Genomic DNA, 12382 nt, shown 5'->3' with positions numbered 1-12382 from the left:
TGAACGCCATATTGGGGTCTGGTCGTAACTGCGGGGAATGTTTGGACTGGTCACTTCTGCCCCTTTTATGTTTTCTTTAGTGATTCAGATCCGAGCCGCGGAGCCAGCGCTGGATTTCCTGTTCGGTAGGGTCCACCGGATCTGGCGTCAGACCGGGAATATAATTGCAGGCTTCATAAATCGCCGGAATCACATTTGCATGAATACCAACGGAATGATGCACGTAAGGGCCTTTGACTAGCTTTTCTTCCCATAACGGCCAGTCGTTGACTTCAACCCAGACGTAGGAGCCGCGTGTATACGGGCCTTGAATCCCGCGGGCCTTGCCCAAAAAAATAGAATAGTCGCCGTGATCGCCGTCGAAGCGGGCAAGCGTCATTCCCCCGCCGCGGATTTCGCCTTCATGTGTGCCCGGTGAATGATCGTCGAACAGGAAGTGCTTACGCAATTTAGGCTTGTTCTCGACGCTCAGCGATACCGGGAAATTGCCGCAATGGAAGAGCAATTCGCCATTGTCGTTCTCGGGATGACGCACCGTAATATCTGCAAAAAAGGTAGGCGCTGTGTTCATAGCAGCCGCTTGCACCATGACCGAAGTGATGGCCCCGTGAATGTCGGTTTCGCAGGTAACCGGAATCTGCTCGTCGGTCAGGATGGCGTTTGCCAGACAAGGCATAATGCCCATGGACTCCTGCAGCGAAGACCAGCACTGAATTGCAATCGCACTGCTTCCGGTTTCTCTGGCAAAAGATTTCATCGCTACCTTTAGCGCAGCGATCCGCTTGACGTCATCCTCCGTCACTTCGCTGTAATCCAGCTTTTCCTTAATGTAATCAATAGTCTCTTGCAATTCGGAGCTGCTGCCGGCAGCAATTTTTTTGGTGCGAAGCTGGATGTCCACCAGTGTAATCGGGTGAATCTCGATTCCGAAACGCTCCAGCAGCTCACCCTCATTGCAGATCATCGTCCAGAAGGAAGAGGGCCGTGGGCCAATTTGCAGAATCCGCAGGCTTTTAAACTGACGGACAACATTGGCTGCAGCAATGAAGTTTGTGAACCCCCGTTCAAACACCGGATCAGTTACCCGGCTGTTCGTTACATAAGTAAAGGGAACATTGAACCGGCGCAGCACCTTTCCGGTGGCAAAAATTCCACACTGGGTATCGCGCAGCCTCATCCCATCCGCCAGCGGCGCTTCATCCCTTGGCCCCCATAACAATACGGGTTTGCCAAGAGCTTTACCGACACGTGCGACCGTATCCTCCGTCCCGAAATTACAGTGCGGAAAAAATACCGCATCCACTTCCTCCGCCCGCAAGTGCTTCACAATTTGATCCGCGTTGACGTGGTCATCATATAGAAGCCCTTCGTTATTAAGCCCGTCAATATCGACAATATCAATATCCAGATCAAAGCTCTCCATTTGCCGGCGGATTTCCACTTTGTATTTAAAAGCATCTTCGGCACTGAAGGTGAAACGCCGGGTCGGGACATAGCCAAGTTTTAGTTTTTTCATCTAAATTCTCCTTCTGAACAATTCATAATCCCTACGATAAATTTAACTAAACTTAAGTTAAAACCAGCAGATAATTCACTTAATACAGCCATACTATCACTGAAAAAATAGATAGTCAATCGACTTTTTAGTCGTTTTTAACTTAATTTAATATAAATTAAACTATTTATTTTAGTTAATTACCGTAAAAAAAGAGGAGCATGCCTAACGCTCCCCGCTTGTGAAATTCTCCGTGCTTAACTACTCACTCTACTCACTCTTTAACAAGAAACAACACATTGTTGAGATCAACCTTGTCATATTTATTTACGGTAATCCCCGAATACATTGCCGTATTCGATACAATTACAGAGGTTGTAATATCGTAGCTGGCACGGCGGATTGCATCCTTGTCGAATTCAATCAGCTTATCTCCCTTGGCAATTGAATCTCCTTCTTTGACAAAGCTGGTGAAATGCTCGCCCTTCAGTTTTACGGTGTCAATTCCAATGTGGATCAGCATTTCCACGCCTTCATCCGAAATCAGGCCAATTGCATGTTTCGTCTTGAACATGGTAACTACCGTTCCATTGAAGGGCGCATACGCCACTCCAACACTTGGTACAATCGCTGCCCCTTTACCCATGGCTCCGGTGGCAAAAGCTTCATCCTGAACTTCAGTTAATGGCTTCCATTCGCCTGACATTGGGCTGAGTACAGCCGTTTCCTGCTCAGCGCTTATTTGCGGTGCCTTCGCAGGCGCTGTATCCCGGTATTGTCCGGCTGCAACAGCAGGAGCGTTCTTATAACCGAACAAGAGGGTAACAATAAAGGCCCCAACGAACGCAATCACCAATGAAAGCAAATATCCTACAAACCCGCGGTCAACACCTTCAGGTCCGATAAACAGCGGAATACCGAACACTCCTCCCACAGCAAAGCCGTAAGCCTTCGCTCCGAACATCCCGGCAACAGATCCGGCGATACCGGCCATAATCGAAGCCAGAATAAAAGGTTTCTTGTTTGGCAGGGTTACACCATAAATAGCAGGCTCAGTCACCCCCATAATACCGGCAATTGTGGCAGAGGCAGCAATGGGTTTTAGACGTTTGTCCCGTGTTTTCAGGGCAATGGCAAACGCAGCGCCCGTCTGGGCAAAGGTGGTGCAGAACAGCATGGCATTAATCGGGTCGAAGCCGTTGGTCACTACGTTATTGATCAGAATCGGGATGAAGGCCCAATGAAGTCCAAAAATGATGAGCACCTGCCAAACTCCGGCAAGAATAAGACCGGCGACAACAGGGCTGAGACCATACACACCCATTGCCCCGTCAGCAAGCATATTGCTGGCAAAGGTTGCTACAGGACCTACCACAAGAAAGACCACAGGCGAAGCAATCACTAAGGTTAACAGCGGAACCGCAAACAGCTTGATGGACGAAGGCATAAATTTGTTGAACCACTTTTCAATGGTTGCGGCCAAAAAGGCACCTATAATAATAGGAATAACAGATGAAGTATAGTTCATTAACACAACCGGAATGTTGAGAAAAGTAAGCTTAACGCCATCAGAGTAGGCCGATAACATAGTAGGATAGACAAGTGCCGCTCCTAACATTGCTGACAAATAGGGGTTCCCGCCAAACTTTTTCCCGGCAGAGAATCCAAGCAATATCGGTAAGAAGTAAAACAGGGCATCCGCTGTAGCGAACAAAATTTTGTAGGTGCCCATATCTTCGGTTAACCAGTGCAGCGTAATGAATAAAGACAGCAGCCCCTTGAGAATCCCTGCAGCCGCCAGCCCGCCAACTACAGGCGTGAACACACCAGTGACGATATCCACGAAGCGGCTGAAAATACTGCCCTTCTTCTCTTCCGCAGGCCCGGCATCAGCATCCGTCCGGATTCCCAGCTTCGCAGCCAGCTCGGCGTACACCTTCGGAACATCATTACCGATGACCACCTGATATTGTCCACCGCTTTCAACAACAGTGATTACGCCATCAATTTGTTTGATCTGCTCCTTGTCCGGGATGTTGTCATCCTTGAGCTTGAATCGCAGCCGCGTCATACAGTGAATAACACTGTTCACATTGCCCGGTCCACCCACCGAGTCAAGGATAGCGTGTGCTGTTTTCTGATAATTCATTTTGTTCACTCCCTTTGAAGTTATAAAAAATATAGAATGTATGCGTTTCCCAAAAGGACAAGAACGATCCGCAGATCAGTTCTTCTCCCCAATAAGAACAACATCAGACTCGAAACGGTGCATATGAATCGTCGTTTGGTTGCCGTTTGCAGACATTTCGGTTGCCGCGAATCTTCTATGCTCAAGATCAATCGTTGTACACGTGTACTTCTGAAGATCCAGATTCAGGCGCAGTCTGGTATTTACCGGAACATAGATTACGATGGTGTCATCGCTGACAGCGGCACGTATTTCCGGCGACGGGTTCAACAGAATCTCCGCAGGCTGGAGACCTGTAAGGTTGTAATTCTCAAATATATATTTGATAAAAGAGTAATCCCAGGCTCCCTCGAACCGGAGGGCATCTCTCCAGTCGTAGGGCTGATCGAAGCCCTCTCCTTCAACAATTCCGAATCTCTTGCCTTTCTTGTGCCAGCTCCAAATCCCGTGAGCTCCATAGGTTACTCCTGCGCCCCCACCGGCCAGCAGGCTCTGCCAGGCTGCTTTTCTTACATCAAACCGGGAATACCGGCCATACACATTCCGGCTATAGCTTATCTGCTCATAACAAGGCTCGCCATTTAAGACAGGTCTGATCCATGACTTCTTATAGAAATGCTGGGCAATTTCATACGCCGTAGATTGATATTGTGAATTGTGGCCGGATTGATACATATAGAAATCAATACCTTCATGCTGCTCAAGACTGTCCGGTATTTCTCTCAGCCTGCCTTGAATATGCAGCGTCTTCAGACTGGAAGGGCTTACAGAACACGCTGTTTCCAAAGCTTTCATATAATAAGCATTTGCCGTCTCATTCGGAAAATCAGTGTCGCCGCTTACCAGAAAAATAGGATTAAACTTCGAAAAACGCTTCACCACGTAGCTGACGTATGGCTCTACACAATCCAGCGGCATTTTATTATCCTTCTGAAACATGCTTGCCCAGGTGTCCGGTACATAGTTGCACCAGAGAAGCACCAGGGCGGGAACAAATCCCTGCTCCACAGCCATGCCAAGCATTTCATCAGCCCGTTCAAAATAATCTTCATTCAGCTTATGGTAGTCATAATAACCGTTTGGATCTAAGCCAAAGGGCTCGATGGCAATATCTGATTCACTGGCATCCCACTGACGTAAAATATTGATTTGCAGAACATTGAAGCCTTGCATTTTACGATATTCCAGATATTCGGCCCACTCTTGCATAGAAGCATTGGTAAATGCACTCCATACTGTATCCGCCAAATAGAAAAAAGGTTTGCCGTTTACTGCGAATGAACGCCGTTTCTCACTGAGGGAGACCTGCATAGAAATCACCTTTCCCTTCAAACATTTTTCGTCATTGTTCATTAAAGTTTAGATAAATTAATTCATAAAAAACGTAGTTTTAGCTTAAATTATCCGCTTTCACCTGAATATTAGCATCATATTCACTTGCAGTCAAACATTATTTTATAATTATTCAGTATTAGTTTAGTTAAGTTTATTTTCTAAACTTTTGTTTATAATAGTGATATAATCTATAAAGTAATTAATAAGCAGGAGTGAATCCGATGAAAATAGATGACATAGCCAGGCTGGCAGGGGTTTCCAAAGCTGCGGTATCTCTAGCTCTGAACAATAAGCCCGGTGTGAGCGAAGCGACACGCCAACATATTTTAGATATTTCCCAAGCCAACGGCTATACGCCACGAACGTTCAAAACAAATAAAGTTTCCGCCAAAAATAAGTCCATTATGCGCTTCATCGTCTGCAAAAATACGGATATGATCACTGAGCATTACGAATCCCAGCCGTTCTTCAATGAACTGATTCATCATTTGACCCACTATGCCAGAGAACAGGGGTATAACCTGATTATCTCTTCAATCCCCATTCAAAGCTTGAAAGAAGAGATTGAAGTTTTAGAGAATGAGCAGGCTTCAGGCGGTATTTTATTATTAGGAACGAACTTGACCGCCCAGAGCATTGAGGATGTTCTGGAGATTCACCCCTTTGTTGTCATTCTGGACACTTGCTTTGAACATGTTGATGCCAGCTTTGTTGCCATTAACAATTATCTTGGCGGTTATCAGGCAGGCAAGCACCTGCTGTCTTTAGGACATTCAAAAATCGGATACATCGAGTCAGAGACCCGGATTTTTAACTTTTCCAAACGTAAAGAGGGTTTTGTTGACGCGCTTAAAGAGGAAGGCATTACTCTGGAGGAACAGCTTACCTTTGCCATGAACCCTATGCTGGTATTGCCGCAGGACTCCTTCAAGAGTGAAATTAATAACCTCAGCCAATGGCCTTCCGTCATCTTTTGTGAAACAGATTACATGGCTATCAGTGCGATTAAGACTTTTCAGGAAATGAATATTAATGTTCCTAATCAGGTTTCCGTCATGGGATTCGATAATATTCTGGAGGCTACGGTGATCAGCCCGGAATTGACAACAATTCATGTAAGAAAAGCCACCATAGCCAAAGCCGCGATGGACATCATGCTCAAGAAGATAAACAATGAAGAGGACAGCAAGGTTCAAGTCCTTGTCAATACTGAAGTGGTCAAGCGGAGGTCTTGCACTGAGATTATTCCGCTAACCTAACCGTTACGTACCATTCTTGCAGCCCAAAAAGCATCTTGCCTGCGTTAAGTCAACGCAGGTAGGATGCTTTTATTTATGAATCCGGGCCAATGGCCGGCCTTCTCTAGTGTATTGTCACGAATACCTTGATTGTGGGTATACAAGTGCTTTAAACTCAGAATATCACTTCGAGTTTACTCTAAGTTAAGGAGAGAGATTCAATGACCTATACGATTACCGAGGTTGCCGCAATCTTCAGCCTGTCGCCGCATACTTTGCGTTTTTATGACAAAGAAGGATTATTCCCCTTCATTTCCAGGAACAAATCCGGGAACCGTGCCTTTACTGAAGATGATCTGGAATGGATCGCACTAGTCTGCTGCCTCAAAAATACAGGAATGCAGCTCAAGGAGATCAAACACTATTGCGATTTGTGCAAAGAAGGAAGCTCGACAGCAGAGCTCAGACGACGCCTGCTTGACGAGCATCGCAAGCTGGTGCTGGAGAAAGCCAGGGAATTGAAGCAGAATCTGGAGCTGATTACGAAGAAAATATCGTTTTATGACGACCCAGATAATCTCGCACTGATGGACGAGCTGATGAATGTACACACACAGAACCGCGAGAATGTCGTACCGGATAACAATCTACTATAATTGAAGACAATAAATGCCTAAATAATTACATTTAAAGGCTGCGGATTTAACGTATACTTTCATGTAAGCGTTATCAAAAAATAGATATGCTGGAGGTGATTCTATTCGTGTATACCCGTATCATCACCCTGATGAACAATCTGCGTCTCAGGACCAAGTTCTTCCTGTCATTCGGCTGTGTCGCCCTGATTCCGGTGCTCATCGTGGGGGTGTTCCTGACGAGTGAGCTGCGGAATATGGCGATGGGCAATGCCCTGGAGCAAATAACAGCCAATGTGGACCGGGTGAAAAAACGGACCGGCGAGATGCTGGGCGTCCCGCTCGATATCGCTTACCGGCTGTCCAATGACAGCCGTCTGGAGGAGGCGGCCAACCACCGCTATGTGTCGGTATATGATGTTGTGCAGGCTTACTGGAATTACCCCGATTTCCGCGAATTCGTCCGGCTGTACGATGAAATCTCCAGCATCCGCCTGTATATCGACAACCCGACAGTTCTGGATAACTGGGAGTTTCTGCAGGCGGATGAGAAGACCACAGAGGAGCAGTGGTACCGGACCGCCCTCGCCCAGAAGGGTCTGGTGATCTGGGATTATATCCAGGACAACCGCAACGGACGGTATTATCTCAGCCTGATCCGCAAGGTCGATTTTCTGAAGCAGCGGACGTCCGGCGTGCTGGTTGTCAACGTGAACACCAATGAGCTTAATTCCATTCTGAAGCAGGAGACCTTCGAAACCCTCATTGTGGATGAGAACGACAACATCGTTGCCTCCAACCGTGCAGATACGCTGGGCAGAACGCTGGCCGACATTGATTTCAAGGCCGTTACCGCCGCAGAGCACGGTCTCTACGATGTAACGATTGACGGCAAGCCCTTCAAAATGCTGATCGAGAACTGGCAGCCGGGCGGAAGCCTGAACAGCCTGCGCATCATCTCCATTTTCTCCGTTGACAGCATTGTGCAGGAGCCCAACCGGATTATTCTGCTGGCTGCGTCGGTGATCATTTTCGCGTTAATTATGGCGATTCTGCTAATCTATTATTTCTCACGGCTGCTCACCGGACGGATGCTGCAATTAAGCAAGCATATCTCTAAGGTCTCCTCGGGAAATTTGGGTGCCACGCTCGTTATTGACGGCAAGGATGAAATCGGCCAGCTTGCGAGACAGTTCAATCATATGGTGCGCAATATTGGCGACCTGATGAACGAGGTTCAGGAATCCAACCGGCAAAAAAACGCCATCCTGCTGAAGCAGAATGAGATCAAATTCAAAATGATGGCCAGCCAGATCAATCCCCATTTTCTCTTCAATGCCCTGGAATCCATCCGCATGAAGGCACATCTCAGAGGACAAGCGGATATCTCCCAAGTCGTACGCCTGCTGGGGAAGATGATACGCAAAAACCTGGAGGTCGGCAATGGGATGATTAGCCTGCAAAGCGAGCTGGAGACCGTAAGCTGCTACCTGGGTCTTCAGAAATTCCGCTATGACGACAGGCTTGCTTACGAGCTTGATGTAGACCCCAGAGCGGATGCTGTTCAAATTCCACCCTTGATTATCCAGCCGCTGGTGGAGAACTGTGTCCTTCACGGGCTGGAGAACCGGATGGACGGCGGCATGGTCCGGGTGGATATCCGCATTGAAGACGGGCAGCTCAAGGTCCAGGTATCCGACAATGGAACAGGCATTTCCAAAGCGCGGATGCAGCAAATCCGGCAGATGCTGGAGAACAAGGATGACTATGAAACCAACAATATCGGGATGCGCAATATTCATATGCGGCTTCAGTTGACCTACGGCCCGGAATACGGCTTGACTCTGGCCAGCCAACCGGGATACGGAACACAGATCAGCTTTGCGATCCCTTTAAGGAGTGATACCTATGTATAGTGTGCTCATTGTGGATGATGAGCTGGCGATCCGCGAGGGACTTGCGGCGCTGCTGGACTGGGAGAGCCTTGGATATCAGGTCATTGATACCGCGGCTAACGCCATAGAAGCAAGGCATAAATACGAGCTTTATTCCCCTGATCTGATGATTATTGATATCCGCATGCCCGGCAGAGACGGTCTGGAGCTGATTCAGGAGCTGCGGCAGGCCGATCCGGGCATGCATATGATGATCCTCAGCGGTTATGCGGATTTCAGCTATGCCCAGCGTGCGCTGTCCTTCGGCATCGACAACTACTTGCTTAAGCCGGTGGATGAGGATGAATTGCGGCTGTACCTGACAGGTCTGTCCGCAGAGCTTGCGGTGCTGGCCGCCCAGCGCAAGCAGGATGCTGCCGTCAAGGTATGGACCCGGGAAATGCTTGTCCAGTCCCTGCTGATGGAGAGCAGCCCGCAGGCTCCGGCCGCAATGGAGGCATCGGTACTGGAGTCCGGCCTGCGCTGGGATTCCTATCAGGTCGTGCTCATCCGGCTGCTGCTTCAGGACAATGCGGACAACGGACCTTCAACGGTTGTTAAGACGAGGCTTGCGGCAAGCTTTGAAGAACACGGCTGGGGCGTTGTTTTCGCTCTGGACTCTTATTTGGGCGTTCTGCTGCAGCCTTCCTATCAGAAGGAGCTTGTGCGCAAATTAATGGTCCAGGCGATACAGGAAGCCGTAACCGCCCAGGGGCTGGAATGCATCATTACCGCAGGCGACATGGTGGACTCTCTGGAGGAAATCCCCGACTCCCGCCAATCGGCGCTGGCACGGATGAAGGAGCATTTCTTCTACGATGAGCCGGGCATGATTGGACCGGATTCCCTGAAGCTGAAGGAAGGGCTCCCGATTAGGGCAGAGGAAGCGGAGAGCCGGCTTGCGTCTGTGGCGGAGCGGCTGTATTTTGCCTTGGATACCGGCAGCACCGGGGTGCTGTCTTCCCTGATCGGGGAAACCGGTGAATTGATGATTGCCGCCCGTTATTCCGAGATGGCCGTGAAATCGCGTTATGTGCGGATAGCCACTTCTCTGATCAACAAGCTCGCGCTCCAGCACAAGGAGTCTGTCCCGCAAATCGGCTCGGTGGATGAGCAAATCGAGCAAATCTATAAATTCACTTCAATGCCCGGGCTGCAGCGCTACGTCATCACTCTGCTGGAGCATTATGCCGGCGGTATCGCCCGTGACGATATGGAGGTCCTCATAAAACGGATGCTCGATCTGATCCACCGCCACTATGACGAGAATCTGAAGCTCGATACGCTGGCGGATGTGTTCACTTACAGCAGCGCCTACCTGGGCAAGCTGTTCAAGAACAGCACAGGGCTCTCCTTCAACAGCTATCTGGACAAGGTCCGCATGGAGAAGGCCAAGGAGCTGCTGGATCAGGGCTGCAAAATCCATCAGGCCGCAAGCAGGGTCGGCTTCAGCGATGTCGATTATTTTCGCGAAAAGTTCAAGAAGCTTGAAGGCATCTCCCCCTCCGACTACCGCAGAAAAAACTCCATCTGAGTGGATATTATTTCAGAAAGCGCTTACGAAAAGAACGGATTTCTCCCTGTTTTTTATAGCAAATGTTCCGGTGTTTCCTGGATTCCCGGTAGCTTATGATAGTGCCATATCGAAGGAGGGACATAAATGAAAGCGATTACCACCAAAGTGAAGCCGGAGCTGAAGAAGCCTGCCTCACGTTTTTGGCCAACCTTCTTGCAGCAGAAGTACCTCTATATGATGGCTGTTCCGTTTATACTCTGGGCATTTGTATTCAACTATCTGCCTTTATGGGGATGGACGATGGCTTTTCAGAAATACAAGCCCGGCAAATCCTTTTTCGAGCAAAAATGGGTTGGCCTCAAGTACTTCAAGGAGCTGTTCCAGGATGAGCAATTCTTCAATGCGCTGCGCAACACGCTCGCGATGAGCGTCATGGGCCTGCTGGCCGGATTTATCATTCCCATTATCTTCGCAATTCTGCTGAATGAGCTGCGGCTGCAGCTTCTGAAACGTTTTGTACAGACGGTCTCCTATCTGCCCCACTTTGTGTCCTGGGTGGTCGCCGCCGGGATTATTACCAAGATGCTCTCAACCGACAACGGTGCGGTGAACGATCTGCTAATGGGCCTCCATCTGATCAGCGAACCTATTCAATTCATGGCCAAAGGCAATCTGTTCTGGGGCATTGTCACGGCTTCGGATGTCTGGAAGGAAACCGGCTGGAACACAATCATCTATCTCGCAGCCATCTCGGGCATCGGGCCGGAGCTGTATGAAGCGGCAAGAGTGGATGGCGCGAGCCGGCTGCAGCAGGTGCGGAACATTACACTGCCAGGCATCCGGACGACCATTATTATTCTGCTTATCATGTCAATCGGCCATCTGATCAGCATCGGCTTCGAGAAGCAGTTCCTGCTCGGCAACAATCTGGTGCGCGATTACTCGCAGACGCTGGACCTATACGCACTGAACTACGGGCTGGGCTTGGGGCGCTTCTCCTTTGGTACAGCCATTAATATCTTCAACTCTGTGGTGAGTGTGATTCTGCTGTTTGTCGCCAACGGCATTTTCAAAAAAATAACGAAGGAAAGCATCATTTAGGAGGCCCTTATGCTGAGTAGAAAACTGGCCGCTGCGTCCTGGTCCGACCGTATCTTCGATTTGGTAGTTTATGCTGCGATTACAGTGGTGACTATTGCCACCTTATATCCTTTTCTGAATGTGCTGGCGATTTCCTTCAACGACTCCACGGACAGCATCAAGGGCGGGATTACGGTCTACCCCCGTGCGTTCACCTTCAAGAACTATGAGACGATCTTTGCCTACTCCGGGCTGATGACCGGACTCAAGATTTCCATTCTGCGCACGGTCATCGGCACGTTCCTTGGGCTGGTCAGCGCTTCGATGCTGGCCTTCACGTTAAGCCGGGTAGACTTTCAGGCTCGCAAGTTCGTCTCTACCTTTCTCGCACTGACAATGTACATCTCGGGCGGAATGATCCCCGTCTACATTCTGATCAAGGACCTGCATATGATGGGAACCTTCAGCGTGTACGTTCTCCCCAGTCTCGTCAGCGCCTTCAATGTATTTGTCATCCGTTCCTTCATTGACGGCCTGCCTTACGCGCTGCAAGAATCTGCCAAGCTGGACGGAGCCAATGACTTCACCATTTACTGGCGGGTCATTCTTCCGCTGACCAAACCGGCGCTGGCGACCATCGCCCTGTTCCTGGCCGTCGGCCAATGGAATTCCTGGTTCGACACTTACCTGTACAACGGGTCCAAGGATTCGCTGACCACCCTGCAGTTTGAGCTGATGAAGGTCATTCAGAGCACAACCACCAACGCGGATAATTTCCGCGGCCGCAATATGACTGAGGTTATGGCGCAAATCTCCCCGGAATCGGTCAAAATGGCGATCACGATTGTCGTTACAGTGCCCATTCTGATCATCTACCCGTTCCTGCAGCGCTACTTCGTCAAGGGCATGACGCTCGGTTCGGTAAAAAGCTAGTCCGCTTCCGGTATCGGCAGGCTCCGCC

The 12382-nt window shown here is 49.2% G+C and carries 9 protein-coding genes; 6 read left to right on the top strand and 3 right to left on the bottom strand.

The window, feature by feature from the left end; translation table 11 throughout:
* Positions 1–76 precede the first annotated feature (76 nt).
* From B212_RS0105660 to B212_RS0105650, 3 genes are all read right to left on the bottom strand, one after another.
* Positions 77–1516, bottom strand: coding sequence for an L-fucose/L-arabinose isomerase family protein (locus tag B212_RS0105660; protein ID WP_019909495.1), 1440 nt, complete (start codon positions 1514–1516; stop codon positions 77–79).
* Between the two features lie 253 nt (positions 1517–1769).
* Positions 1770–3644: a beta-glucoside-specific PTS transporter subunit IIABC gene (locus B212_RS0105655; RefSeq protein WP_019909494.1), complete on the bottom strand. Its 1875-nt coding sequence runs from the start codon at positions 3642–3644 to the stop codon at positions 1770–1772.
* Between the two features lie 75 nt (positions 3645–3719).
* A complete protein-coding gene (locus tag B212_RS0105650; RefSeq protein WP_019909493.1) occupies positions 3720–4994 on the bottom strand; it encodes an apiosidase-like domain-containing protein in 1275 nt (424 codons plus the stop codon).
* Positions 4995–5239: 245 nt separating this feature from the next.
* Between B212_RS0105650 and B212_RS0105645 the strand changes: the two genes are divergently transcribed.
* The 6 genes from B212_RS0105645 to B212_RS0105620 all read left to right on the top strand — a co-directional run bounded on the left by B212_RS0105645 (position 5240) and on the right by B212_RS0105620 (position 12354).
* A complete protein-coding gene (locus tag B212_RS0105645) occupies positions 5240–6277 on the top strand; it encodes a LacI family DNA-binding transcriptional regulator (RefSeq protein ID WP_019909492.1) in 1038 nt (345 codons plus the stop codon).
* A 200-nt stretch (positions 6278–6477) separates the two neighbouring features.
* Positions 6478–6912, top strand: coding sequence for a MerR family transcriptional regulator (locus B212_RS0105640; RefSeq protein WP_019909491.1), 435 nt, complete (start codon positions 6478–6480; stop codon positions 6910–6912).
* A gap of 107 nt (positions 6913–7019) precedes the next feature.
* Positions 7020–8807: a sensor histidine kinase gene (locus B212_RS0105635; RefSeq protein ID WP_019909490.1), complete on the top strand. Its 1788-nt coding sequence runs from the start codon at positions 7020–7022 to the stop codon at positions 8805–8807.
* Complete coding sequence (locus B212_RS0105630) at positions 8800–10359, top strand: response regulator transcription factor (protein ID WP_019909489.1); 1560 nt, start codon at positions 8800–8802, stop codon at positions 10357–10359. The genes B212_RS0105635 and B212_RS0105630 overlap by 8 nt, the downstream gene beginning before the upstream one ends.
* Before the next feature lie 126 nt (positions 10360–10485).
* Positions 10486–11442, top strand: a complete 957-nt coding sequence (locus tag B212_RS0105625) for an ABC transporter permease (RefSeq protein ID WP_019909487.1) — start codon at positions 10486–10488, stop codon at positions 11440–11442.
* Between the two features lie 9 nt (positions 11443–11451).
* Complete coding sequence (locus B212_RS0105620; RefSeq protein ID WP_019909486.1) at positions 11452–12354, top strand: carbohydrate ABC transporter permease; 903 nt, start codon at positions 11452–11454, stop codon at positions 12352–12354.
* Positions 12355–12382 lie beyond the last annotated feature (28 nt).

The sequence above is a fragment of the Paenibacillus sp. HW567 genome (genome assembly GCF_000374185.1).
GTDB lineage: Bacteria > Bacillota > Bacilli > Paenibacillales > Paenibacillaceae > Paenibacillus_AQ.
The sequence above is the reverse complement of the archived record's forward strand: the minus strand, read 5'-3'. Positions and strand labels throughout refer to the sequence as shown.

Excerpts from the sequence above, each read along its gene's own strand:
- B212_RS0105660 (WP_019909495.1), bottom strand. The coding sequence starts at position 1,516 with ATGAAAAAACTAAAACTTGGCTATGTCCCGACCCGGCGTTTCACCTTC.
- B212_RS0105655 (WP_019909494.1), bottom strand. The coding sequence starts at position 3,644 with ATGAATTATCAGAAAACAGCACACGCTATCCTTGACTCGGTGGGTGGA.
- B212_RS0105650 (WP_019909493.1), bottom strand. The coding sequence starts at position 4,994 with ATGCAGGTCTCCCTCAGTGAGAAACGGCGTTCATTCGCAGTAAACGGC.
- B212_RS0105645 (WP_019909492.1), top strand. The coding sequence starts at position 5,240 with ATGAAAATAGATGACATAGCCAGGCTGGCAGGGGTTTCCAAAGCTGCG.
- B212_RS0105640 (WP_019909491.1), top strand. The coding sequence starts at position 6,478 with ATGACCTATACGATTACCGAGGTTGCCGCAATCTTCAGCCTGTCGCCG.
- B212_RS0105630 (WP_019909489.1), top strand. The coding sequence starts at position 8,800 with ATGTATAGTGTGCTCATTGTGGATGATGAGCTGGCGATCCGCGAGGGA.
- B212_RS0105625 (WP_019909487.1), top strand. The coding sequence starts at position 10,486 with ATGAAAGCGATTACCACCAAAGTGAAGCCGGAGCTGAAGAAGCCTGCC.
- B212_RS0105620 (WP_019909486.1), top strand. The coding sequence starts at position 11,452 with ATGCTGAGTAGAAAACTGGCCGCTGCGTCCTGGTCCGACCGTATCTTC.